Here is a 22,510-nt window from a genome sequence, read left to right on the forward strand (position 1 = left end):
TATAAAAATGACATCGATTCAACCGATTGAGCCGTCGACGACGCTCATCCCCGAGAAAAAAGGCGCGAAAAGCTACGCGATCACCATTCTGGTCGCCGCGTTCGTGATCCTCGCGCCGATGGTGATCGGCGCGGCCGGCGGCAACTACTGGGTGCGCGTGCTCGACTTCGCGATGCTCTACGTGATGCTCGCGCTGGGTCTTAACGTGGTGGTCGGCTTCGCCGGCCTGCTGGATTTGGGCTACATCGCGTTCTACGCGGTTGGCGCGTACGTGGCGGCCTTGCTGTCCTCGCCGCAGTTGACGAGCCAGTTCGAATGGATCGCACAAATCGCGCCCGGCGGGCTGCACGTGCCGTTCCTCCTGATCGTGCCGTGCGCGATGGGGCTCGCGGCAACCTTCGGCGTGCTGCTCGGCGCACCGACGCTGCGTCTGCGCGGCGACTACCTCGCGATCGTGACCCTGGGCTTCGGGGAAATCGTCCGGATCTTCATGAACAACCTCGATCGTCCGATCAACATCACGAACGGTCCGAAGGGTATTACCGGCATCGATCCGGTGACGGTCGCCGGCTTCAACCTGTCGCAGACGCACACGTTGTTCGGACTCAAGTTTCCGTCCGTGTACATGTACTACTACCTCTTCGTGCTGTGCGCGCTGTTCGTGATCTGGGTGTGTACGCGCCTGCAGCACTCGCGCATCGGCCGCGCCTGGGCCGCGATCCGCGAAGACGAAATCGCCGCGAAGGCGATGGGCATCAACACCCGCAACGTGAAGCTGCTCGCGTTCGCGATGGGCGCGTCGTTCGGCGGCTTGTCGGGCGCGATGTTCTCCGCGTTCCAGGGCTTCGTGTCGCCGGAATCGTTCACGTTCTGGGAATCGATCGTCGTGCTGGCGTGCGTGGTGCTCGGCGGCATGGGCCATATTCCGGGCGTGATTCTCGGCGCGGTGCTGCTCGCCGTGTTCCCCGAATTCCTGCGCTCGACGATGGGTCCGCTGCAGAACGCCATCTTCGGCCATCAGATCGTCGATACCGAAGTCATCCGCCAGTTGCTGTACGGCCTGGCGATGGTGCTGATCATGCTGTATCGCTCGGAAGGCCTGTGGCCCGCCGCGAAACACGAAGACAAGATCGCGAAGATCGCAAAGCGCAACGGCAAGAAGCCGGCGCGCGCCTAAGGCGGGGGAATTCAAATGAGCGATAAACAGAATCGATTGTCCGTGACGGGCGTGAACAAGCGCTTCGGCGGCTTGCAGGCGCTCTCCGATGTGCGCCTCGAAATCAAGGAAGGCGAGATCTACGGCCTGATCGGCCCGAACGGCGCCGGCAAGACGACGTTCTTCAACGTGATCACGGGCCTCTACACGCCGGATTCGGGCGTCTTCAAGCTCGATGGCGAAGCCTATACGCCGACCGCCGTCTATCAGGTGGCGAAGGCGGGCATTGCGCGCACGTTCCAGAACATTCGTCTCTTCGGCGGCATGACCGCGCTGGAGAACGTGATGGTCGGGCGCCACGTGCGCACGAAGCACGGGCTGATCGGCGCGGTGTTCCAGACGCCGTCCGAGCGTCGCGAAGAGCGCGAGATCAAGGAGCGCGCGCTGGAACTGCTCGAATACGTGGGCGTGCTGCAATACGCCGACTACACGTCGCGCAATCTGTCGTATGGACACCAGCGGCGTCTGGAAATCGCGCGCGCGCTGGCGACCGATCCGAAGCTGCTCGCGCTCGACGAACCCGCCGCCGGCATGAACGCGACGGAGAAAGTGGAACTCACGCGCCTGCTCGACAAGATCCGCTCGGACGGCAAGACGATCCTCTTGATCGAACACGACGTGAAGCTGGTGATGGGATTGTGCAACCGCATGACGGTGCTCGATTACGGCAAGGTGATCGCCGAGGGTCTGCCGCAGGACGTGCAGAAGGACCCGAAGGTGATCGAGGCATATCTGGGTGCGGGGGTCCACTGATGTCCACAACTAACGCGATGTTGAAAATCAAGGGCCTGCAGGTCAATTACGGCGGCATTCAGGCAGTCAAGGGCGTCGATCTGGAAGTCGGGCAGGGCGAACTCGTCACGCTGATCGGCGCGAACGGCGCGGGCAAGACGACCACGATGAAGGCGATCACGGGTCTGAAGCCGTATTCGGCGGGCGACATCGAATACATGGGCCAGTCGATCAAGGGCGTGCCGACGCATGAACTGCTCAAGCGCGGTCTCGCGATGGTGCCGGAAGGGCGCGGCATCTTCGCGCGGATGTCGATTCTGGAAAACATGCAGATGGGCGCGTACCTGCGCAACGACACCGCCGAGATCCAGAAGGATACCGATCGCATGTTCGGCTTCTTTCCGAGGCTGAAGGAACGCGCGTCGCAGTATGCGGGGACGCTCTCGGGCGGCGAACAGCAGATGCTGGCGATGGCGCGCGCGATCATCTCGCGTCCGAAGCTGTTGCTGCTCGATGAACCGTCGATGGGTCTGTCGCCGATCATGGTCGAGAAGATCTTCGAGGTGGTGCGGGCGATCTCGGCCGAAGGCATGACGGTGCTGCTGGTCGAGCAGAACGCGCGGCTCGCGTTGCAGGCGGCCAACCGCGGCTACGTGATGGACTCCGGACTGGTGACGATGTCCGGCGACGCCAAGACGATGCTGAACGATCCGAAGGTGCGGGCGGCTTATCTGGGCGAGTAATCACGCGCCACGCCGCTTCAGGTAAAAAACCGCATGCGCCTCAAACGCATGCGGTTTTTTTATGCGCTTTGAAGCCGCTTGCCGAGGCTCACGACTTCATCGGCGCGATAGCCGAGTTTTGCGTAAAACGCCTGCACGTCGGATTTGCTGGTCAGTATCTGCAGGTTCACTTTCGGACATCCGCGTTTCGCCAGCTCGCGTTCCGCATGCTGGACCAGCGCGCGCCCGTACCCGTGCCGACGCATGTCCTGCGCGACGGCGAGCGAATACAGCCATCCGCGATGCCCGTCGTAACCCGCCATGATCGTGCCGATCACGCGCGCATCCACCTCGCCCACGAAGAACAGATCCGGCTGCGTCGCGAGCTTGTTCGCAATCGACAGACGCGGATCGCGTTGCGGCCTCGACGCATCCGCGTACTCGGGGAATGCTTCACGCCAGAGCGCGATCACCGGATCGGCGTCGCGCGCTTCGAACACGCGAATCTTCACAGCGAATCCAGCACGGAACGCAGCATCGACATCATCTGGTCGATCTCGTCCTTCGTTATGTTGAGCGCAGGCATGAAGCGCAGCAGGTTCGGACGCGCGGCGTTCAGGAGCAGGCCGTCGGGCTGCATCAGGCGCGCTTTCTCGACGATCTGCGGACCGTTGTCGGCGTCGAGCAGCAGCGCGCGCAACAGGCCTTCGCCACGTTCGCCCTTGAAGCCACGCTCTTCCGACAGTTCGAGCAGTTGCGACTTCAGATACTCGCCGCGTTCGCGCACGCCTTCGAGGAAGCCGGGCGCGGTCAGTTGCGAGATCACCGAATGGCCGACGGCCGTCATCAGCGGATTGCCGTTGTAGGTGCCGCCCTGGTCGCCGGGTTCGAAGCACGCGACTTCGGCCTTCGAGAGCAGCGCCGCGAGCGGCACGCCGCCGCCGATGCCCTTGCCGAGCGTCATGATGTCCGGCTCGACGCCCGACAGTTCGTAGGCGAAGAGCGTTCCCGCGCGGCCGCAGCCGCTCTGCACTTCATCTACGATCAAAAGCAGGTTGTGCTTCCTGGTCAGCGCGCGCAGTTGCTGCATGAATTCGCGCGTCGCGGGGATCACGCCGCCTTCGCCCTGGATCGGTTCGAGCATCACGCCGACCGTTTTCTCCGTGATGAGCCGCTCGACTGACGCGATGTCGTTCAGCTCGGCCTTCGGGAAGCCGGGCACTTGCGGCGCGTAGATGGTGTCCCAGCCGGCCTTGCCGCTCGCCGACATCGTCGCGAGCGTGCGGCCGTGGAAGCTGTGATCCAAGGTGATGATCTCGTAGGCGCCTTCCTTGAACTTGCGGCCCCACTTGCGCGCGAGCTTGATCGCGCCTTCGTTCGCTTCGGCGCCGCTGTTGGCGAAGAAGACCTTGTCGAAGCAGCTGTGCTCGGTGAGGAGGCCCGCGAGTTGCGCCATCGGCGCGTTGTAGAACGCCGGCGACGGGTTGATCAGCGTACGCGCCTGCTTTTCCAGCGCCTCGATCATGCCGTCGTTGCAATGTCCGAGCGAATTCACGGCCCAGCCCTGGATGAAGTCCAGATAGCGCTTCCCGGTGTTGTCGTAGATCCACGAGCCCTTGCCGTGCGTGAACACGATTTCAGGGCGGTTCGTGATGAACATCAGCGATTCGACGGGGTACTCATTGAAATTCATGACAGCGGGCTCCACGAGAGCGACAGCGAGGGTTAAAAAAAGGGTGTCGGAAAAAACAAAAAGCCACGGTATCCCGTGGCTTCATTTCGTGCGCATCGATCAAGACATGAGCGCGAGTCCGTGACGAGCCAGCGGCATCCCTAGGGAAGCGGCGAGCGGCGACGTCGGAGGCTGGTCTGGATTTCGATCATTCGCGAAGGATACGATACGAGGTTTGTGCGTGTAAACCGTGCAGCGCGGATTTTTTGGCCGCGCCGCTCACGGCGAACCATTGCTGTCAGACCGGATGTGCGAGATCGGCGGCGCTCGTGAACGAGTCCGCGTAGAACTCGTCTTCCGGCAGCCGGTGATGATTCGTGAAATCGCGCTGGGCCGATTCCACCATCACCGGCGCACCGCACGCGTACACCTGATACGCGCTCAAGTCTGGCAGATCCTCGATGACAGCGCGATGAACGAAGCCCGTACGGCCGGTCCAGGCATCGTCGGCGTCGGGTTCGGAAAGCACCGGCACGAAGCTGAAGTTCGGCACTTCCTTCGCCCATTGCTCGGCGAGGTCCATCATGTACAGGTCCTTCTTGCGGCGACCGCCCCAGTAGAGCGTCATCGGGCGACCGAGATTCTTGAACGTCGCATGCTCGATGATCGCCTTGATCGGCGCGAAGCCCGTGCCCGATGCGAGCAGCACGATCGGCTTGTCCGAATCCTCGCGCAGGAAGAACGTGCCGAGCGGGCCTTCGAAACGCAGGATGTCGCGCTCCTTCATCGCGCCGAACACGTGGTCCGTGAACGTGCCGCCGGGCATGTGGCGGATGTGCAGTTCGAGCGGGCCCTCGTGATGCGGCGGGCTCGCCATCGAATAGCTGCGGCGCTTGCCGTCCTTCAGGATGAATTCGATGTACTGGCCGGCGAGATACTGCAGGCGCTCGTTGGCGGGCAATTGCAGCTTCAGCTCGACCACATCGTCGGCGCGGCGGGCGAGCGCGTTGACCCGGCACGGCAGCTTCTTCACCTGCACGTCGCCGACGCCGGCCACTTCGCGCACGTCGATCTCGAGGTCGGTCTGCGCGGTCGCGCAGCAAAAGAGCGCCATGCCGCGGGTCTTCTCGTCGTTGGACAGCGCCGACGACGAATGCGGCGCCTGCTCGACCTCGCCGCTCACCACCGTGCCCTTGCACGACCCGCACGCGCCGTTCTTGCAGCCGTACGGCAGGCCGATGCCCTGACGCAGGGCGGCGATCAGCACCGCTTCGTCGGGTTCTACTTGAAACTGTCGGCCGCTTTGCCGGAGCGTTACGTTGAAAGCCATAGATCGTTATGTGTTGGGTGTGTCGAATACGTGTTTCATCGGCATGGAGCGCGACGTGCCTGCGCTGCGTGCCGCATGAGCTTCGCATGCCGCGGCTACAATCACAGCATGATTGCCACTCGAAACCTGCGCCGTGCGCGTGTCCTGATCGTCGGCTGCGGCGATGTCGGGATGCGCGCCGTGCCGCTCTTCACGAAGCGGGCGGCAGCGCCTCGCGTGATCGCGCTCACGAGCCATCCGGAACGCGTCGCCGAACTGCGCGCGGCGGGCACGACGCCGATCGTCGGCGATCTCGATGACCGTGCGAGCCTTGCACGGCTCGCGGGCCTCTCGTCGACCGTGCTGCATCTCGCGCCGCCGCAGAAGGAAGGCGACGGCGATCGCCGCACACGGGCGCTCATTGCCACGCTTTCCGCGAAACGACGCAGCGTCTCGCGTGGCGCGGTGGGCGCCGTGGCGCCGCATCGCGCGTGGCGCGCACGGCTTCGCGCGAGGACTGAAAACAGATCGGCGCGCGCGCAAAACCCCGCCAGAACAGCGCCCATTGTACCTGACGGACCTTTCGCGACCGTGCGCCGCCGCCCGCCGATCCGGCTCGTCTATGCGAGTACGACGGGCGTCTATGGCGATTGCGGAGGAGCGCTGATCGACGAAACGCGGCCGGTACGCCCGGAGAACGCGCGCGCGAAGCGCCGGGTGTCGGCCGAGTCGCAAGTGCGGCGCGCCGCCGTGCGGGGCGATTGGCGCGTTTCCATCGTGCGGATTCCGGGCATCTATGCGGCGAACCGCCTGCCGCTCGCGCGCATCGAAAGGGGTATGCCGGCGCTCATCGCGAGCGAGGACGTCTTCACGAATCACATTCACGCCGACGACCTCGCCGCCATTCTCGTGCGCGCGATCCGGCGCGCGAAGCCGCAGCGCGCGATCCACGCGACGGACGAAACCGACCTGCCGATGGGAGATTATTTCGATCGCGTCGCGGACGCGAAGGGCATGCCGCGCGTGCCGCGCATCACGCGGGAAGCCGCCGAGGCGCAACTCGAGCCGTTGACGCTTTCGTTCATGCGCGAGTCGCGCCGCCTGACCAACACGCGGCTCAAGCGCGAACTCGGTTACGTGTTGCGCTATCCGACCGTCGACGACTTCCTTCGCGCTAGATGAGCGCAGGGATCGTCTCCAGCAGCACGAAGCAAAGCAAGGCACCGATCAGCGCGCCGATGAGGTTCGGCTCGTACTTGTGTCGCATATGCATGGCGACAAGCAAAGCGCCGATCAGGACTGCGCTCAGCGCGACGAACGCCACGAGCGCGACGGTCATGTGGGAGCCCATGATGCCCTCCTGCCTTTTTTGATAGTCGTTATTCAGCTACCCGTTAGACAAGTATAAGAGTCCGCCGGCGAGAAGGCATGCTGCGCCGCAGCGTATGCTGCTAGGTGCTTTTACGGACTTGCATGACCGTTCGTTCGTTTCGAGCGGGCGCGGGGACGCCGACGCACCGTCTTGTCGCGGCTATTCGCGTCGCAGCGCCGCGAGTTCGGGTTCGTCGAGCCAGCACCAAGTACCTTCGGCCAGCGTCGCGGGCAGCGCGAAGCCGCCAATCCGTTCGCGATGCAGCTTTTCCACCCGGTTGCCGGCGGCCGCGACCATCCGCTTCACCTGGTGATACTTGCCTTCCAGAACGCTCAGTTCCAGCAGATGGTCGTCGCGCCGAACTGCCGCGAGCGCCGCGCTCGGATCCGATTCGCCGTGCAGCAGCACGCCCTCGGAGAGCGCGGCGAGTTGCGCTTCGTCGAGCGGATGGCGCGTCGTCGCGAGATAGACCTTCGGCACCTTGCGCTTGGGCGACGTGAAGGCGTGGACGAACGCGCCGTCGTCGGAGAGGAGCAGAAGGCCGGTCGTGTCCTGATCGAGCCGGCCAACGCATTGCACGCCGCGCGTCGTCAACTGGGGCGGCAGCAGATGGAACACGCTCAGATGATGCTGCGGATCGCGCGAGCACTCGTAGCCCTCGGGCTTGTTCAGCGCCAGATAGGCCTTTTCGCGATACCGCCACGATTTGCCGTCGACTTCGAAATCGAGCGTCGGCGTCAGCGGAAAATCCGCGTCGGGGTCCGTGCAGAGGGCGCCCGCGACCCGCACGCGACCGTCCGCGACGATGCCCCGGCACTGGCGGCGCGTGCCGAAACCCTGGGAAAAGAGAATGCGTTCGAGATCCATCGGAAGCGTCGGGAGTGAGTCGCGCATTTTAACAATGCGTCGGCCCCGGGCGGCCGGATGAACCAGGACGAAAAAGAACGCGCCGCCCGGTAAGCAGGCGGCGCGTCAGGGGCATTGTGCAGCGGATTCTGACGGCGAATCCGCTGCAGTGCCCCGGGGGAAACCATCGAAACCGCCGTCCGCCTCGTTACTGCATGTCGAGCCGGCCATACACGCCGTCGGCTTCGTCGTTCGGGCCGGCCGCGAAGAAGAGCGTGTTGGTGGGTTGGGCGTTGAGTCCGTTGCCGAACGCGATGCCCCAGAGGCCGGACTGCGCGAATGTCGAACCGTCCGGATTCGTCACCGTGCCGACAAGCTTTCCGCTCGTCGGGTCGAACGCCTGGATGGTGCCGTCGCCGAAATTGCCGATGAGTATGTCGTTGGAGAGGGTCCCGAAGTTGCCCGGCGCCTGCGTGACGCCCCACGGCGCGTTGAGTTGCGAAACGTGGTCGAGCCGCTGCAGCAGATGCCCGTCCGTATCGAACACGTCGACGAAACCGAGCCCCGCGCCCGCTACGTCGTCGTGCGCGTCCGCGTCCTGTTGCGCGTAGGTCACGTAGAGCTTCTGGGCGATCGCCTGAATGCCGAAGGGCGCGAAATTGCCGGGTATCTGCGAATCCTGGAACGCGCCCGCGAGCGTGACTTTCTGGAACGCGTTGTCGAACACGTCGATGCGGTTGTTATGGAAATCGGTCGCGTAGAGCCGCTGGCCGGTCGACGCAGTCGCGATCGCGAGGCCCTTGTAGACGGCGCCCGCCGCGCTGGAATCCGACACGGTGATGGCGTGCGTCAGATCGACGGCCGGCGACCACGCGGTGACCGACCCGCCTTCGCCGACGAAAATGAACGCCGCCGCGCCCGTTTTGCCCGCCTGCGACACCATGAAATCCGTGGTGCTGCCGTTGAACACGATGCCCGTCGGGCTGGCGGGGCCGGATGCGGTCGCGGGAATCGCCACGACGAGCGATTGCACGACGCCGTTACCGTCGTAGAGCGTGGCCGTCTGGGTGCCGTTGTTCGCGACCCACACGAAGCCCTTCGGGTTGAACGCGACGCCCCAGGCGTTCTTCAGATTCGGGTCCGTGTGCGCCGCGGCGACCGCGCCGTCGGAGACGAGCATCGTCGATTTGAAGCGCGTTGCCGTCGGGCCGTTGTCGGAACCGCCGCACGAGGCGAGACCCGACAGGGCCGCCACCGCGGCCATCGATGCGATGAGGATCATCGCACGCGCGCGCATCGCTGCTGGTTTCATGATGACGACTCCCTGGCGCGAGGCGCGCCCGTAGTTGTGTGTCGTCATCTCTAAACGGACGCCGGGCGGGGCTTATTCCGGTGCGGCGGGATATTCGCTCGGTGCGGTGCGGCGCAAACCGGATGCGAGGCAGGCGGGGTTTGCGAAGCGGCGCGTCACTGACGCGCTCGCTTCAGTGCGCGTCGCCGCGGCCTTTCGCTACTGTCGGCACGCCCCAGCCGAACCAGGTGAACGAACGATCGGGTTGCGGAGCGGCTTCGGGGGTACGCTTCGGCGGATTCGGATGCGCTTCCGGCGCCGGAGCAGGCGACGCAGCGGCGATTGCCGGCCGCGCCGACGCCGGTTTGGTCCGCGTCGACACGCGGCGCGCCAGCGCGAGCGCTTGCGGGTTGCGCGCGTCGAGCGCGAGCGCCTGATTCGCGTTGCGCGCGACGCATGTCGACGACTTCGTGCTCGCGCAAGCCTTCGCGCGCTGCAATGCGGCGTCGCGCTGGCGTTCCAGTCGCGTGAGGCGCGTCGCGACACGCTGCAACTCCGGGCTGTCCTGCTGAGTCTCGGGGACCTCATCGATATACCGGCGCGCGGTCGCGAGATCGCGATTGGCCATTGCCTTGCGAGCCGCCGACGCGTTGCGGGCGGGCTGGGCGTCACGCGGCGCAGTCTCGGCGACAACGGGCGGGGGCGGCGCGGTGCGCTGCACGGCGGGCGGCGCGATCGTCAGAGGCGGGCTGGCGAGCGCGGTCTTCGGCGACGCCGGGGCTGCGGGTGACGCGTTCGCGACCTGAGTCGACGGTGCGCGCGCGGACGATGCGCCGGAAGGCCTGGTCGAATTGGCGAGCGTAGTCGGGGTCGCCGATCTGGTGGCACTGGCAGCTGCAGGGACTTCCGGCGCTGCGGGTACCGTGGCAACGACCGCGCCTCTGGAAGTGAGCGGCGGCGCGCGTCGGGCGGCAGCGACCGCCGGATCACGCGGATCCGGCGCGATCGATCCGCCCGAGCTTTGCGCTTCCGTGACGCGCGGCGCCTTGATTGTGGTGTCGATGTTGGCGAGGATGAACGCGCCGGCCGCAAAGCCGATCACGACGACGCCGCCTGTCGCGAGCACGCCCCCGAGCAGCGTGCGCTTCTTCGGCGCTTCGAGTTCCGGGGTGATATCGCCGTGTTCGCGGATGCTCGGATAGGTCACGAGCGCGCTGCGACGCACTTTCGTGACGAGCCAGCCGGCGCGCGGCACTTCTTCGGCCAGGCGCAACGCATCGGCGCTGAAGATCGCGCCTTCGCGATCGGCGCCGCAATGCGGGCAGGTATCGTCTTCCGCTCTCGACGCAGCGCCGCAGCGCGCGCAGATCACGGAATCGAGCTGCAGTGAATATTTAGAGCGACTCATGCCGCACCCGATGAGTTTTCGCCTGGACAACCAATGCCCGGGCGTAACGTTCTTGGCCGCAGAATAACTCAGGAAGGCGAACAATCGGCGTGTTCGCTGGCAAATTTCTCAATAAAGATGAGATTTTTGATCATTCGAGCCTTTTGTCGACGTTTCGCCGCACCGCAGCAAGCGCTGGTCGAATTCGTACGGCGAAATAATTATGTCAGCGAAAATTGATCGCGACTACGCGGCTGCGCACACTTATCCGATGATTGGCGATTAAAAGCGATGCGGGAGCGCTGAGGACGACTTCTGGGGAGCGACTGCGAGGCGCGTTCGAAACGCGAGGGAGGAGGAACTGCGAAGTGCTTGGTGCCCAGGGCCGGAATCGAACCGGCACGCCTTGCGGCGGGGGATTTTGAGTCCCCTGCGTCTACCAATTTCACCACCTGGGCACTTGCATTCTGATTTGCCGGGCCGACGCACCGGGAAGAGGCACGCCGATTGGCAAGTCAGCGATTATGTCGGAAAACGCGGACCGCGGCAAGGGTGCCCCGGCCGCGCTTGCAGCGTCGCTTACTGGCTCAGATACGTGAACGAGCCGTTCTTGATGACACCCATCACGCTCGCGCGCTGATCGAGGCCGACGTGATCGGTCGCGCTTGTATTCACGACGCCGTTCGGCACCACTAGTTCATGCGCGTGCTCCAGTTCCGAGCGCAGCGCCACGCGAAACGCCTTCGTCCCCGGCTGGCCGGCCTTGAGCGCTCGCGCGACGGCATCCTGGAGGCGCGGATAGACGCCCGCCGCATCCCCGGCGAACTGCGTGACCGTGCCCGGGCCGTACTGCGCCTCGTAGGCGTTGACGAACGCCAGTGCCGCCTTCTTCGACGGATGATCGGCCGGCAGCGTGCGCGCGACGACCACCGGCTGCGTCGGGAATAGCGTGCCTTCTACGTCCTTGCCGCCGAGCTTGATGAATTCCGGCGTCGCGATGCCGTGCGTCTGGTAGATCGCGCCCTTGAAACCGCGCTCGACGAGCGTGCGTTGCGGCAACACGGTCGGCGTCCCGGCGCCGGCGATCAGCACCGCATCGGGCTTCGCGGCCATCAGCTTGAGAATCTGCCCGGTGACGCTGGCGTCCGTCCGGTTGAAGCGCTCGCTCGCGACGATCCTGATATGCCGCAGATCCGCGAACTTCGAGAACTCGTTGAACCAGCTGTCGCCGTAGCTATCGGCGAAACCGATGAAACCGGCCGTCTTCACGCCGTGGTTCGCCATGTAGCGCGTCATCACGTCGGCCATCGCGCGGTCAGTCTGCGCCATCTTGAACGCCCACACCTTCTTGCCTTCCTGCGGCTCGACGACCGACGCCGAGCCGATCAGCGTGATCATCGGCGTTTCGTACTCGGAGACCGGATCGAGCGCCGCGAGCGCCGCCGGCGTGATGTTCGGGCCGACGATCACGTCGACCTTGTCCTCGGTGATCAGTTTTCTGATGTTGCGCACAGCGGCGCCGGGGTCAGATCCATCGTCGAGAATCAGGTATTGGGCTTCCTGGCCGGCGATCGTCTTCGGCCACATCAGCATCGCGTTCTTGCTCGTGATGCCGATCGCCGCGGCGGGCCCGGTGCTCGACAGGTCGATGCCGACCTTCAGTTGCGCCTGTGCAGCGGCGCTCAACGCTGAAAACGCGCTCGCGAGCGCGATGCGACGAAGGGACTTCGACAACTTCATTGGCTGGTCTCCGGGGCGGATGGTGAGTTAATTAGCAGATGAATCGATATTTTGACCGGCCAGAACCGGCACGCCGGATCGGAACCGCTCATAGCTCGTAGCTTTCGTGTTCCCCGGAAAGCGCCTGCTCGATGAGCTTGCGGTTCATCGAAGGCGAGAGCAGTTCGACGAGCGTGTATACATAACTGCGCAGATACGCGCCCTGCTTGAGCGCGAGGCGCGTGACGTTGGTCCCGAACAGATGGCCGACGGGCATCGCGCGCAGGTGCTTGTCGCGCTCCGGATTGAACGCGATGTCGGCCATGATGCCGACGCCGAGCCCGAGTTCGACGTAGGTTTTGATGACGTCCGCATCGATCGCTTCGAGGACGATATCCGGGGCCAGGTTGCGCAGGGCGAACGCCTGATTGATCTTCGAGCGGCCGGCGAACGCGGCATCGTAGGTGATGAGCGGGTACTGGACGAGATCGTCGAGCGTGAGCAGCTTGCGCTCGAGCAGCGGATGGTCCGGCAGCATCACGGCGAGATGCTGCCACTGGAAGCACGGCAGCGAGACGAGCTCTTTATAGTTGGCGATCGCCTCGGTCGCGATGGCGATGTCCGCCTGATCGTGGATCACCATTTCCGCGACCTGCGTCGGGCTGCCCTGAAGAATCGACAGATGCACCTTCGGAAAGCGCTTTTTGAACTCGGCGATCGCGGCCGGCAGCGAATAGCGCGCCTGCGTGTGCGTGGCGGCAATCACGAGCCGTCCCTGATCCTGCGCCGCGTAATCCTTACCGACGCGTTTGAGCGTTTCCACTTCCTGCAGTATTTTTTCCACCGACGCCAGGATGATCCTTCCCGGCTCCGTGAGCGAGCGCACGCGCTTGCCGTGGCGCGTGAAGATTTCGACGCCCAGTTCGTCTTCCAGCTCGATGATCGCCTTCGACACGCCCGGCTGCGACGTGAACAGCGCCTTCGCCGCCTCCGTGAGGTTGAAGTTCTGGCGAACGGCCTCGCGGACGAAGCGGAACTGATGCAGGTTCATTTATAACCCATCCGCATATCAAAGTAATTTTTCAGTCGTTTGCTATATAAAGAAAGTTTATTACGATTTGTCCAATTTTTCCAATTTCCATATCTGTATTTGTCATTAGCAAATGAGCGTTCCGTCTGAACGACGCTCCGCGCGACGACTCAATGGGTATCGATGTGCGGCGTTGTGCACGACGCTCGCGTGTGACAAAAAACTTGGGGTCCCCGAATGTACCAATACGATCAGATCGACCAGACCATCGTCGACGAACGAGTCGCCCAATACAGCGACCAGGTCCGCCGCCGGCTGTCGGGCGAGTTGAGCGAAGAGGAATTCCGTCCGCTGCGTCTGCAGAACGGTCTCTACATGCAGCGTCACGCCTACATGCATCGCATCGCGATTCCGTACGGCAACCTGCGCAGCGACCAGATGCGCGTGCTTGCGACCATCGCGCGCGAGCACGACCGCGGCTACGGCCACTTTTCGACGCGCACCAACATCCAGTTCAACTGGGTCGAGCTCGAAGAAACGCCGGAAATCCTGCGCAAGCTGGCTTCCGTCCAGATGCATGCCATTCAGACCTCGGGCAACTGCATCCGCAATATCACCGCCGACCAGTTCGCGGGCGTTGCGCCGGACGAAATCGTCGATCCGCGTCCGTGGGCCGAAATCCTGCGCCAGTGGTCGACGTTCCACCCCGAATTCGCGTGGCTGCCGCGCAAGTTCAAGATCGCGGTGAACGGCTCGGTCGAAGACCGCGCAGCCGTGCAGGTGCACGACCTCGGCGTGTACCTGAAGAAGAACGCAGACGGTGAAGTCGTCGCGAGCATTCTCGCGGGCGGCGGTCTCGGCCGTACGCCGATCGTCGGCGCGGTGATCAAGGAAGACCTGCCGTGGCAGCATCTGCTGACGTACTGCGAAGCCGTGCTGCGCGTGTACAACCGCTACGGCCGCCGCGACAACATGTACAAGGCGCGCATCAAGATCCTCGTGAAGGCGCTCTCGCCGGAGAAATTCGCGAAGCAGGTCGAGGAAGAGTGGCAGCATCTGAAGGACGGCCCGTCGACGATCACGCAGGACGAGTTCGATCGCGTGTCGAAGTTCTTCGCGGCGCCCGTCTACGAAAAGCTGCCGGACACGGACGCCTCGTATGAAAAGCATCTGATCGACAGCAAGCCGTTCGCGCGCTGGGTCGAGCGCAACGTGCGTCCGCACAAGGTGGCGGGCTACTCGTCGGTCACGCTCTCGCTCAAACCGACGGGCATCGCCCCCGGTGACGCCACCGACAAGCAGATGGACGACGTCGCCGACCTGGCCGACGAATTCTCCTTCGGCGAAATCCGCGTGTCGCACGAGCAGAACCTGATTCTCGCGAACGTGAAGAAGCGCGATCTGTACGCCGTATGGGAACGCGCGAAGGCGGTGGGTTTCGCGACCGCGAACATCGGCTTGCTGACGGACATCATCGCGTGCCCGGGCGGCGACTTCTGCTCGCTCGCGAACGCGAAGTCGATCCCTATCGCGCTGGCGATCCAGGAGCGCTTCAACAATCTCGACTACGTGTACGACCTCGGCGACCTGACGCTCAACATCTCGGGCTGCATCAACGCGTGCGGTCATCACCACATCGGCAATATCGGCGTGCTGGGTGTCGATAAGGACGGCTCGGAGTGGTATCAGGTGACGCTCGGCGGCGAGCAGAGCTCGGGCGCGACCGGCGCGCATCTCGGCAAGGTGATCGGCCCGTCGTTCTCGGCGGAAGAAATGCCCGATGTGGTGTCGCAGGTGATCGATACGTTCGTCGACAACCGCATGGAAGGCGAGCGCTTCATCGAGACGTTCAACCGCATCGGCATCGCGCCGTTCAAGGATCGCGTGTACGCGTCGCGCCAGGCGCACGCGTAAGCCACGGCCCCATTCGAGGAAATTGCAGATGGCTTTGATTATCAAGAACCGCGCCGTGGTGAACGACGACTGGACCGTGGTGCGCGCAGCCGAAGACGGCGCAGTGCCCGCAGTCGATGCGCTTCCCGCGGGCAAGGTGCTCGTGCCGTTTTCGCTCTGGAAAGAGCAGAAGGACGCGCTCGCTTCTTCGCGCTCGAAGGACGAACTCGGCGTGTGGCTCGCGCCCGATGACGAACCCGCCGATCTCGTCGCCGACTTCGACAGGATCGCGCTGATCGCCGTCGATTTTCCGGTGTTCCGCGACGGACGCGGCTTCTCTATCGGCCGCCTGCTGCGCGAACGCTATCAGTGGACGGGCGAACTGCGCGCGATCGGCGACGTGCTGCGCGACCAGTTGCTGTTCCATTCGCGCTGCGGCTTTGACGCATTCGCGGTGCGCGAGGACAAGGACATCAACGACGCGCTGAACGCGTTCAACGAATTCAGCGAGCAGTATCAGGGCGCGACTGACAATCCCGAACCGCTCTTCCGTCGACGTGCCGCCGTGCTTGCCGCATCCGGAGCCGCGTGATGACCCCCGAACTGCAAGCCAAGGTTGAACGGCTCGACGCGCTGCTCGATTCGATCGCGCAGCGTCACGAGAGCGTCAAGCTAGCCAGCAGCCTCGCCGCAGAAGACATGCTGCTTACGCATGCCATCCTTTCGCGCGGTGTGAAGGTCGGCATCTTCTCGCTGAACACGGGGCGTCTGCATCAGGAAACGCTCGGCATGATCGACCGCGTGAAGGAACGCTACGGCTACGACATCGAACAGTTTCATCCGCAGCCGGAAGCGATAGAGGCTTATGTACGCGATCACGGACTCAACGCGTTCTACGAGAGCGTCGATCTGCGCAAGGCGTGCTGCGGCATCCGGAAGGTCGAGCCGCTCAATCGCGCTTTGAAGGACGTGAGCGCCTGGGTGACCGGACAGCGCCGCGAGCAGTCGGTGACGCGCGTCGAGTTGCATGAGGAGGAGCACGACGCGCCGCGCAATATCGCGAAGTTCAATCCGCTCGCGGACTGGACCGAAGCCGAAGTGTGGGACTACCTGAAGGCCTTCGATGTGCCGGTGAATCCGCTGCATGCGCGCGGCTATCCGAGCATCGGCTGCGAGCCCTGTACGCGCGCAATTCGTCCCGGCGAGGACAGCCGCGCCGGACGCTGGTGGTGGGAATCGCGCGATACGAAGGAATGCGGCCTGCACATTACGAACATCAAGATCGTCGAAGAAGCGCCAAGCTCCGCGATCTAAGGCGCGTCCCGGACGCGCCTCGCATCAAACCTCTGTCATTGAAACGCAGCGCTTTCGTCACAAGCTGAAGGCGATGCAAAGAAAAGGATCGACGAACATGAGCACCACGCTCGACTCAACCGTCACCGCCCCGATCGCCAATACGGCGACCCGGATGGACCACCTCGACTGGCTCGAAGCCGAGTCGATTCACATCCTCCGCGAACTCGTCGCCGAGTGCAGCAAGCCGGCGCTCCTGTTCTCGGGCGGCAAGGACTCGGTCGTCGTGCTGCATCTCGCGCTGAAGGCGTTCGGTCTCGGCGGCGGTCGCAAGACGCAGCTGCCGTTCCCGCTCGTGCATATCGACACCGGCCACAACTTCGACGAAGTGATTGACTTCCGCGATCGCCGTGCCGCTGAAATCGGCGCGGAACTGGTCGTGGGTCATGTCGAGGATTCGATCAAGAAGGGTACCGTGCGTCTGCGCCGCGAGACCGATTCGCGCAATGCCGCGCAAGCGGTCACGCTGCTCGAAACCATCGAGCAATACGGTTACACGGCGTTGATCGGCGGCGCGCGCCGCGACGAAGAGAAGGCGCGTGCGAAGGAGCGGATCTTCTCGTTCCGCGACGAATTCGGCCAGTGGGACCCGAAGGCGCAGCGCCCGGAACTGTGGAGCATCTACAACGCGCGCCTGCATGCAGGCGAACACCTGCGCGTGTTCCCGATCTCGAACTGGACCGAACTCGACGTGTGGCAATACATCGCCCGCGAAAAGCTCGAACTGCCGTCGATCTACTACGCACACGACCGCGAGATCATTCGCCGCAATGGCCTGCTCGTGCCGCTCACGCCGCTCACGCCGTTGCGCGAAGGCGAAACGGCCGAAGTTGCGCAGGTCCGCTTCCGTACGGTCGGCGACATCAGCTGCACGTGCCCGGTCGCAAGCGATGCCGACGATGTCGAGAAGATCATCGCGGAAACGGCCGTGACGGAAATCACGGAGCGCGGCGCAACGCGGATGGACGACCAGGCATCCGAAGCCGCGATGGAACAGCGCAAGAAGCAAGGTTATTTCTGAGCATCACGCCAAAGGAAAACGGATCATGAGCATTTATCAAGCTGAAGACCTCGGCGTGTTGCGATTCATCACCGCGGGCAGCGTCGACGACGGCAAGAGCACGCTGATCGGCCGCCTGCTTTATGACAGCAAGGCGGTGTTGTCGGATCAACTCTCCGCGATCTCGCGTGCGAAGAACAAGCGCACCGTCGGCGATGAAATTGACCTGTCGCTGCTGACCGACGGCCTCGAAGCCGAGCGCGAGCAGGGCATCACGATCGACGTCGCGTACCGCTACTTCGCGACAGCGAAGCGCAAGTTCATCATCGCCGATACGCCGGGCCACGAGCAGTACACGCGCAACATGGTGACGGGCGCATCGACGGCGCATGCCGCGATCATTCTCGTCGATGCCACGCGCGTCACGTTTGTCGACGGCGTCGCGCAACTGCTGCCGCAAACCAAGCGCCACAGCGCGATCGTGAAGTTGCTTGGGCTTCAGCACGTGATCGTCGCGATCAACAAGATGGACCTCGTCGAATACAGCGAGACGCGTTTCAACGAAATCCGCGATGCCTATGTCGAACTCGCGCGCCAGCTCGGGATTTCGAACGTGCGCTTCGTGCCGGTGTCGGCGCTGAAGGGCGACAACATCGTGACCGCGAGCGAGCGCATGCCGTGGTACGCGGGCGAGCCGCTGCTCGACCTGCTCGAAGCGCTGCCCGTCACGCAGCCGACCGACCAGGCGTTGCGCTTCCCGGTGCAGTGGGTCGCGCGTCAGGACGGCAGCCAGGCCGACGATTTCCGCGGCTACATGGGCCGCGTTGAAGCGGGCGAAGTGCGGGTGGGCGATACGATCACCGTGCTGCCCGCGAGCCGCGAAGCGACGGTCTCGGAAATCATCGCGCCGGTGCCGGGCGGCGTCGCGCAGGTGGATCGCGCGTTCGCCGGCCAGACGGTGACGATCCGCCTCGCGGAAGACGTCGACGTGTCGCGCGGCGATACGTTCGTGCCGAGCGGATCGAAGGTCGAGCCGGCGAAGAAGCTCGAAGCGGACCTGTGCTGGTTCGACGAAGAGCCGCTCTCGCCGCAACGCAAGTACCTGCTGAAGCAGACCACGAACACGGTGTTCGCGCGGATCGGCGCGATCAAGGAAGTGCTCGACGTGCATACGCTGTCGCACGCGGTGGATCGCCGCGATCTCGCGATGAACGACATCGGCCGTGTCGCGCTGACGCTGCAAAAGCCGCTCGTCGCCGATGCGTACGATACGCATCAGGGCACCGGCGCGTTCGTGCTGATCGACGAAGCGACGCATCATACGGTCGCGGCCGGCATGATCCGTTCGTTCTCGGCTTGACACACGAAGGGTGAACGCGATGGGCAAGGTCTATCTGATCGGAGCAGGGCCGGGCGCGGCGGACCTCATCACGGTTCGCGGCGCGCGCATCCTGAGCGGGGCGAACGTCGTGCTGCACGACGCGCTCATCGAACCCGCGATGCTCGACTATGCGCCGAACGCGCGCAGGATCGCGGTCGGCAAGCGTTGCGGCCAGCGCTCGACCGCCCAGCATTTCATCAACAAGCAGATCGTCGATGCGGCGCGCGAGCATGACGTCGTCGTGCGTCTGAAGGGCGGCGATCCGATGCTCTTCGGCCGCGCCGACGAGGAAATGCGCGCGCTCGAAGCGGCGGGCATCGAATACGAAGTGGTGCCGGGCATCACGGCGGCGCTCGCGAGTGCGGCAACGCTCAAGCGCTCGCTCACGCTGCGCGGGGTGTCGCGCAGCGTCGCGCTCGCCACGCACAGCCGTGCGCCGGACAGTGACGAGATCCGTCAGCAGGCGAGCGCGGATTCGCTCGTGTTCTACATGGGCCGCGACAGCGCGCCCGACATCGCGCAGCAGTTGATCGACGCGGGCCGTGCGGGATCGACGCCGGTTGCGATCGTCGAGGCATGCAGCACGCCGCGCGAACGCATGCTGACGCTCACGCTTGAACGCATGGCGCGCGGGGAAGCGCAGGAATGGCTCGATGCGTCGCAGCCGAGCTTGTTGATGATCGGCGAGGCGTTTGCCGAGCGCGCATCGGCAAAGGCGAAGATCAAGCTGAAGGCGCTGCAGTTCGCGGCTTGAAACGCCAGAGCTTTAATGAAAAACGCACCGTCTCGACGGTGCGTTTTTTTTCAGGCATCTAACTGCCGCATACAGTACCCCGCGATCGCGTCCAGCACGGCATCGTCTTCGCCGACTGCCGTCGCGCAATGTATCGTCAGGCCCGGGTGCGCCGCGCGGCACGCGTCGATGATCTGGGGCAGGTCGCGGCGAACGTGTCCGCCCTGTCCGAAGAACACCGGCACAACGGTCACCGCGTCGCAACCGCTCGCGGCCTGCTCTGCGACGGCGGTTGGCAAATCGGGCGTCATCAATTCGAGGAAGGCGAGCGAGACCGGTTCGCTGCGCGCTTTGCGCAGCCTGACGGCGAGGCGTTCGAACGGTTCTGCCCAGCGTGCATCGCGCGCGCCGTGGCCGAACAGAATGATGCCATGCTTGCTCATGCTTCCTCCGGCGCGGGGCCTAGTGCCGGTCGACCCACTTGAGGCCGACCAGCCCGATCACGAGATAGGCGAGCGCCGGAACGGCCGCGGTGACCGGCGCGGGCCACGTGTTCAGGTTGCCGATGTGCGAAAAGAGCGTGTTGAACAACTGGAAGCTCATGCCGATCATGATTCCGCCGAACACCTTCACGCCGACGACACCCGCTCGCGTGTGCAGGTACGCGAACGGCAGCGAGAGCACCAGCATCACGAATACCGCGAACGGATACAGGATCTTGCGCCAGAACGCGATCTGATAGCGCTGAGTGTCCTGATGATTCTCGGTCAAGTGCTGGATGTAGCGGAACAGGTTGAACATCGACATGCGATCCGGCGACACCAGCAGCACCGACAGGATCTGCGGCGTGAGTTCGGAGCGCAGCGAGTATTCGGGTAGCGTTGTCTGCTTCGCGCGATACACCGGGTTCAGCGCATCGCCCGGGCTCGCGGCCTGCGGCGCGGCGTCGATCAGCTGCGTGTCGGTCACGCCCGTGAGCTTCCAGTGTCCCGGCGGCTCGTACACGCCCGTCTTCGCGATGCGCACGTTCTGCAGGCGGAACTTCGAATCGAACTCGTAGATGCGCACGTTGGCGATCGTCGTATCCGGATTCAGTTGCCCGACGTTGACGAAGCGCGTGACCTGCTCGCCGTTGTCGCGGGCGGTGAGCGTGTCCTTCACCCAGACGCCCGACTGGAAGTTCGTCGACACCGACGAGCCGAGCGCCTCCAGCCGCACGCGCTCGCTCAGCTGGTCCGAGTAAGGCCCGACCACTTCGCCGATGATGTAAGTCACGAACACGAGCGGCACGCCGATCTTCAGGAGCGACCGCAGCGCCCGTCCCGTAGAGAGACCGGAGACGCGGAAGATCGTGAATTCGGAGGCCGCGGCCATCTGCGCGAAAACGTAGATCGCGCTGATGAGCGCCGCGACCGGAATGATCTCGTAGAAGCGCGACGGCGTCTGCAGCCCGACGCGCAGCACGGCGAGCCCGAACTTGTAGTTGCCGTGTCCGACAGTGTTGAGTTCATTGATCAGGTCGAAGAAAAAGAACAGACCCGAGAACGCAAACAGGATGAAGACGAACGCGTAGTAAATCTGACGCGCGAAATACCGTTCGTAGATGCGCATTGCGTCAGGCCTCCTTCGAACGGCGGAAGGACGACAGCCTGAAGAGCGGCCGGTTGCGGATGCGCAGCCAGAAGATGAAGCCGACCAGCAGCGCCACGAGAATATGCAAGCCGATAATGCCGACGCCGAACGACATCTTCCCCTGCTCGATCCACGACTGCACCACGTTCAGAAGATTCGAGTACGTGAGGTAGATGAGCACGGCCATCACGAGGTTGATCGTGCGGCTGCGGCGCGGGTTCTGGTAAGAGAGCGGAATAGCGAGCAGCATCAGGTTGACCGCGATGAGCGGAAGGCCCGCGCGCCACGCGAATTCGGCGAGATTGTTCTTGGTCGGATTGGCGAGCAGGTCGGGCGTGGAAATGCCGGTGGTGGTCGGCGTGTTGACGACCTGACGGCTCTGTATCTTCACACCATAGCGCTCGAACTCCATGATGCGGAAGTTCGGCTGGCCCGGTTCGCCGTCGTAGCGACGGCCGTTTTCGAGCACGATGAAGCGGTCGCCATCCTCGCGCGTTTCGGTGTGGCCCGTCTTCGACACGATCACGTTGACCTTGCCGCCTTCGGTGCTCGTGACGAACACATTCTCGACATGCCCCTGGTCAGGCGACATCTTCTCGATGAAGAACACGCGATGGCTCGCGGGCGACTCGCGGAACTGGCCCGGCGCGAGCAGCGACACTTCATCGCGCTGCTGGAAGCGCTGCTTGATGAGCTTGCTCTGCTGATTCGACCACGGCCAGCCGACAAACGCGAAGAACACGATCAGGATGAGGATCGGCGTGGAGAAGACGGCGACCGGCTTGATGAGCTGCGTCTGGCTCACGCCCGAGGCGAGCCACACCACCATTTCGGAATCGCGATACCAGCGCGTGAGCACGAAGAGAATCGAGACGAACAGCGTGACGATCAGCATGACGGCGAGATAGCCGATCACGGTGAGGCCGATCAGCACGACGACATCGCGCGGATCGATTTCTCCCGACGCAGCGAAGCCGACGATGCGGATCATCATCGTCGTCAGCATGATCGTGAGCAGCACCATGAATACGGCACCGGCCGTATACGCGAGTTCGCGCTGTAGGGAGCGTTCGAAGATCATTGATTGGTAACTGATGGCCGGCGGCGATGCTTTGCAAGCGCATGCTTTGACAGACGCCCGGGCGATGCGAACGTTCCCGGAGACTCCCGCCTGTGACCGCCGCGGAAAAAATAGCGGATAATTGCGGCTTTCATCCTTCAG

22 protein-coding genes and 1 tRNA gene are annotated in these 22,510 nt (G+C 63.9%); 10 read left to right on the plus strand and 13 right to left on the minus strand.

Translation table 11 applies throughout. The features are described from left to right. Nucleotides 1–7 precede the first annotated feature (7 nt). Genes AWB81_RS11085 through AWB81_RS11095 form a run of 3 tightly spaced genes read left to right on the plus strand, consistent with a single transcriptional unit; the run spans nt 8 to nt 2,691 of the window. Complete coding sequence (locus AWB81_RS11085) at nt 8–1,177, plus strand: ABC transporter permease subunit (RefSeq protein WP_062635148.1); 1,170 nt, start codon at nt 8–10, stop codon at nt 1,175–1,177. A gap of 15 nt (nt 1,178–1,192) precedes the next feature. Then, the gene (locus tag AWB81_RS11090) at nt 1,193–1,969 is read left to right on the plus strand and encodes an ABC transporter ATP-binding protein (RefSeq protein ID WP_062635154.1); all 777 of its coding nucleotides are present in this window, start codon (nt 1,193–1,195) and stop codon (nt 1,967–1,969) included. 17 nt (nt 1,970–1,986) lie between these two features. Beyond that, the gene (locus tag AWB81_RS11095; RefSeq protein ID WP_087134894.1) at nt 1,987–2,691 is read left to right on the plus strand and encodes an ABC transporter ATP-binding protein; all 705 of its coding nucleotides are present in this window, start codon (nt 1,987–1,989) and stop codon (nt 2,689–2,691) included. Between the two features lie 59 nt (nt 2,692–2,750). Here AWB81_RS11095 and AWB81_RS11100 read toward each other — a convergent pair whose 3' ends face one another. The 3 genes from AWB81_RS11100 to AWB81_RS11110 all read right to left on the minus strand — a co-directional run bounded on the left by AWB81_RS11100 (nt 2,751) and on the right by AWB81_RS11110 (nt 5,672). Further along, complete coding sequence (locus AWB81_RS11100) at nt 2,751–3,182, minus strand: GNAT family acetyltransferase (RefSeq protein WP_062635158.1); 432 nt, start codon at nt 3,180–3,182, stop codon at nt 2,751–2,753. Beyond that, nucleotides 3,179–4,363 carry an acetylornithine transaminase gene (locus tag AWB81_RS11105; RefSeq protein ID WP_062635161.1) on the minus strand — a complete coding sequence of 395 codons (1,185 nt, stop codon included), beginning with the start codon at nt 4,361–4,363 and terminating at the stop codon, nt 3,179–3,181. The genes AWB81_RS11100 and AWB81_RS11105 overlap by 4 nt, the downstream gene beginning before the upstream one ends. Before the next feature lie 277 nt (nt 4,364–4,640). Then, nucleotides 4,641–5,672, minus strand: coding sequence for a CDP-6-deoxy-delta-3,4-glucoseen reductase (locus AWB81_RS11110; RefSeq protein WP_062635163.1), 1,032 nt, complete (start codon nt 5,670–5,672; stop codon nt 4,641–4,643). Between the two features lie 108 nt (nt 5,673–5,780). Here AWB81_RS11110 and AWB81_RS11115 point away from each other — a divergent pair, with 108 nt between their 5' ends. Then, complete coding sequence (locus AWB81_RS11115; RefSeq protein ID WP_062635259.1) at nt 5,781–6,833, plus strand: NAD-dependent epimerase/dehydratase family protein; 1,053 nt, start codon at nt 5,781–5,783, stop codon at nt 6,831–6,833. Here the strand turns inward: AWB81_RS11115 and AWB81_RS46415 are convergent. The 7 genes from AWB81_RS46415 to AWB81_RS11145 all read right to left on the minus strand — a co-directional run bounded on the left by AWB81_RS46415 (nt 6,826) and on the right by AWB81_RS11145 (nt 13,317). Further along, nucleotides 6,826–7,002 (minus strand): hypothetical protein, encoded by a 177-nt coding sequence (locus AWB81_RS46415; RefSeq protein WP_167306340.1) that lies wholly within the window; start codon nt 7,000–7,002, stop codon nt 6,826–6,828. The two genes, AWB81_RS11115 and AWB81_RS46415, sit on opposite strands and share 8 nt — an antisense overlap. 180 nt (nt 7,003–7,182) lie before the next feature. Further along, a complete protein-coding gene (locus AWB81_RS11120; protein ID WP_062635260.1) occupies nt 7,183–7,890 on the minus strand; it encodes a pseudouridine synthase in 708 nt (235 codons plus the stop codon). A 187-nt stretch (nt 7,891–8,077) separates the two neighbouring features. Continuing rightward, nucleotides 8,078–9,166 carry a TIGR03118 family protein gene (locus AWB81_RS11125; protein ID WP_062635262.1) on the minus strand — a complete coding sequence of 363 codons (1,089 nt, stop codon included), beginning with the start codon at nt 9,164–9,166 and terminating at the stop codon, nt 8,078–8,080. Between the two features lie 187 nt (nt 9,167–9,353). Then, nucleotides 9,354–10,568 (minus strand): hypothetical protein, encoded by a 1,215-nt coding sequence (locus AWB81_RS11130; RefSeq protein WP_062635165.1) that lies wholly within the window; start codon nt 10,566–10,568, stop codon nt 9,354–9,356. Nucleotides 10,569–10,920: 352 nt separating this feature from the next. Then, nucleotides 10,921–11,005 (minus strand) — tRNA-Leu (locus tag AWB81_RS11135). 121 nt (nt 11,006–11,126) lie between these two features. Further along, complete coding sequence (locus AWB81_RS11140; RefSeq protein WP_062635167.1) at nt 11,127–12,287, minus strand: ABC transporter substrate-binding protein; 1,161 nt, start codon at nt 12,285–12,287, stop codon at nt 11,127–11,129. A gap of 88 nt (nt 12,288–12,375) precedes the next feature. After that, a complete protein-coding gene (locus AWB81_RS11145; RefSeq protein WP_062635169.1) occupies nt 12,376–13,317 on the minus strand; it encodes a CysB family HTH-type transcriptional regulator in 942 nt (313 codons plus the stop codon). Between the two features lie 216 nt (nt 13,318–13,533). On the opposite strand from AWB81_RS11145, the gene AWB81_RS11150 reads away from it, so the two are divergent. From AWB81_RS11150 to cobA, 6 genes are all read left to right on the plus strand, one after another. Further along, a complete protein-coding gene (locus AWB81_RS11150; protein ID WP_062635171.1) occupies nt 13,534–15,210 on the plus strand; it encodes a nitrite/sulfite reductase in 1,677 nt (558 codons plus the stop codon). Nucleotides 15,211–15,238: 28 nt separating this feature from the next. Further along, entirely contained in the window at nt 15,239–15,781 is a 543-nt protein-coding gene (locus tag AWB81_RS11155) for a DUF934 domain-containing protein (protein WP_062635173.1), read from the plus strand. Further along, nucleotides 15,781–16,503 carry a phosphoadenylyl-sulfate reductase gene (locus AWB81_RS11160; RefSeq protein WP_062635175.1) on the plus strand — a complete coding sequence of 241 codons (723 nt, stop codon included), beginning with the start codon at nt 15,781–15,783 and terminating at the stop codon, nt 16,501–16,503. Before AWB81_RS11155 ends, AWB81_RS11160 begins: the two co-directional genes overlap by 1 nt. Before the next feature lie 97 nt (nt 16,504–16,600). Then, nucleotides 16,601–17,563 (plus strand): sulfate adenylyltransferase subunit CysD, encoded by a 963-nt coding sequence (cysD, locus tag AWB81_RS11165; protein WP_062635177.1) that lies wholly within the window; start codon nt 16,601–16,603, stop codon nt 17,561–17,563. A 25-nt stretch (nt 17,564–17,588) separates the two neighbouring features. Then, entirely contained in the window at nt 17,589–18,902 is a 1,314-nt protein-coding gene (locus tag AWB81_RS11170; RefSeq protein WP_062635179.1) for a sulfate adenylyltransferase subunit 1, read from the plus strand. Between the two features lie 19 nt (nt 18,903–18,921). Then, a complete protein-coding gene (gene cobA, locus AWB81_RS11175) occupies nt 18,922–19,677 on the plus strand; it encodes a uroporphyrinogen-III C-methyltransferase (protein ID WP_062635181.1) in 756 nt (251 codons plus the stop codon). A 50-nt stretch (nt 19,678–19,727) separates the two neighbouring features. Here cobA and AWB81_RS11180 read toward each other — a convergent pair whose 3' ends face one another. Genes AWB81_RS11180 through lptF form a run of 3 tightly spaced genes read right to left on the minus strand, consistent with a single transcriptional unit; the run spans nt 19,728 to nt 22,369 of the window. Beyond that, on the minus strand, nt 19,728–20,099 hold the full coding sequence (locus tag AWB81_RS11180; protein ID WP_062635183.1) for a sirohydrochlorin chelatase: 372 nt from the start codon (nt 20,097–20,099) through the stop codon (nt 19,728–19,730). Between the two features lie 19 nt (nt 20,100–20,118). Next, on the minus strand, nt 20,119–21,267 hold the full coding sequence (lptG, locus tag AWB81_RS11185) for an LPS export ABC transporter permease LptG (RefSeq protein WP_062635185.1): 1,149 nt from the start codon (nt 21,265–21,267) through the stop codon (nt 20,119–20,121). A gap of 4 nt (nt 21,268–21,271) precedes the next feature. Next, entirely contained in the window at nt 21,272–22,369 is a 1,098-nt protein-coding gene (lptF, locus tag AWB81_RS11190; RefSeq protein ID WP_062635187.1) for an LPS export ABC transporter permease LptF, read from the minus strand. Nucleotides 22,370–22,510: the final 141 nt, after the last annotated feature.

Source organism: Caballeronia arationis, assembly GCF_001544975.2.
In the GTDB taxonomy this organism is placed as follows: domain Bacteria; phylum Pseudomonadota; class Gammaproteobacteria; order Burkholderiales; family Burkholderiaceae; genus Caballeronia; species Caballeronia arationis.

What these genes read in the sequence shown, in the direction of transcription:
- AWB81_RS11085 (WP_062635148.1), top strand. Translation starts at nt 8, where the DNA reads ATGACATCGATTCAACCGATTGAGCCGTCGACGACGCTCATCCCCGAG.
- AWB81_RS11090 (WP_062635154.1), top strand. Translation starts at nt 1,193, where the DNA reads ATGAGCGATAAACAGAATCGATTGTCCGTGACGGGCGTGAACAAGCGC.
- AWB81_RS11095 (WP_087134894.1), top strand. Translation starts at nt 1,987, where the DNA reads ATGTTGAAAATCAAGGGCCTGCAGGTCAATTACGGCGGCATTCAGGCA.
- AWB81_RS11105 (WP_062635161.1), bottom strand. Translation starts at nt 4,363, where the DNA reads ATGAATTTCAATGAGTACCCCGTCGAATCGCTGATGTTCATCACGAAC.
- AWB81_RS11110 (WP_062635163.1), bottom strand. Translation starts at nt 5,672, where the DNA reads ATGGCTTTCAACGTAACGCTCCGGCAAAGCGGCCGACAGTTTCAAGTA.
- AWB81_RS11115 (WP_062635259.1), top strand. Translation starts at nt 5,781, where the DNA reads ATGATTGCCACTCGAAACCTGCGCCGTGCGCGTGTCCTGATCGTCGGC.
- AWB81_RS46415 (WP_167306340.1), bottom strand. Translation starts at nt 7,002, where the DNA reads ATGGGCTCCCACATGACCGTCGCGCTCGTGGCGTTCGTCGCGCTGAGC.
- AWB81_RS11120 (WP_062635260.1), bottom strand. Translation starts at nt 7,890, where the DNA reads ATGGATCTCGAACGCATTCTCTTTTCCCAGGGTTTCGGCACGCGCCGC.
- AWB81_RS11125 (WP_062635262.1), bottom strand. Translation starts at nt 9,166, where the DNA reads ATGCGCGCGCGTGCGATGATCCTCATCGCATCGATGGCCGCGGTGGCG.
- AWB81_RS11130 (WP_062635165.1), bottom strand. Translation starts at nt 10,568, where the DNA reads ATGAGTCGCTCTAAATATTCACTGCAGCTCGATTCCGTGATCTGCGCG.
- AWB81_RS11140 (WP_062635167.1), bottom strand. Translation starts at nt 12,287, where the DNA reads ATGAAGTTGTCGAAGTCCCTTCGTCGCATCGCGCTCGCGAGCGCGTTT.
- AWB81_RS11145 (WP_062635169.1), bottom strand. Translation starts at nt 13,317, where the DNA reads ATGAACCTGCATCAGTTCCGCTTCGTCCGCGAGGCCGTTCGCCAGAAC.
- AWB81_RS11150 (WP_062635171.1), top strand. Translation starts at nt 13,534, where the DNA reads ATGTACCAATACGATCAGATCGACCAGACCATCGTCGACGAACGAGTC.
- AWB81_RS11155 (WP_062635173.1), top strand. Translation starts at nt 15,239, where the DNA reads ATGGCTTTGATTATCAAGAACCGCGCCGTGGTGAACGACGACTGGACC.
- AWB81_RS11160 (WP_062635175.1), top strand. Translation starts at nt 15,781, where the DNA reads ATGACCCCCGAACTGCAAGCCAAGGTTGAACGGCTCGACGCGCTGCTC.
- cysD (WP_062635177.1), top strand. Translation starts at nt 16,601, where the DNA reads ATGAGCACCACGCTCGACTCAACCGTCACCGCCCCGATCGCCAATACG.
- AWB81_RS11170 (WP_062635179.1), top strand. Translation starts at nt 17,589, where the DNA reads ATGAGCATTTATCAAGCTGAAGACCTCGGCGTGTTGCGATTCATCACC.
- cobA (WP_062635181.1), top strand. Translation starts at nt 18,922, where the DNA reads ATGGGCAAGGTCTATCTGATCGGAGCAGGGCCGGGCGCGGCGGACCTC.
- AWB81_RS11180 (WP_062635183.1), bottom strand. Translation starts at nt 20,099, where the DNA reads ATGAGCAAGCATGGCATCATTCTGTTCGGCCACGGCGCGCGCGATGCA.
- lptG (WP_062635185.1), bottom strand. Translation starts at nt 21,267, where the DNA reads ATGCGCATCTACGAACGGTATTTCGCGCGTCAGATTTACTACGCGTTC.
- lptF (WP_062635187.1), bottom strand. Translation starts at nt 22,369, where the DNA reads ATGATCTTCGAACGCTCCCTACAGCGCGAACTCGCGTATACGGCCGGT.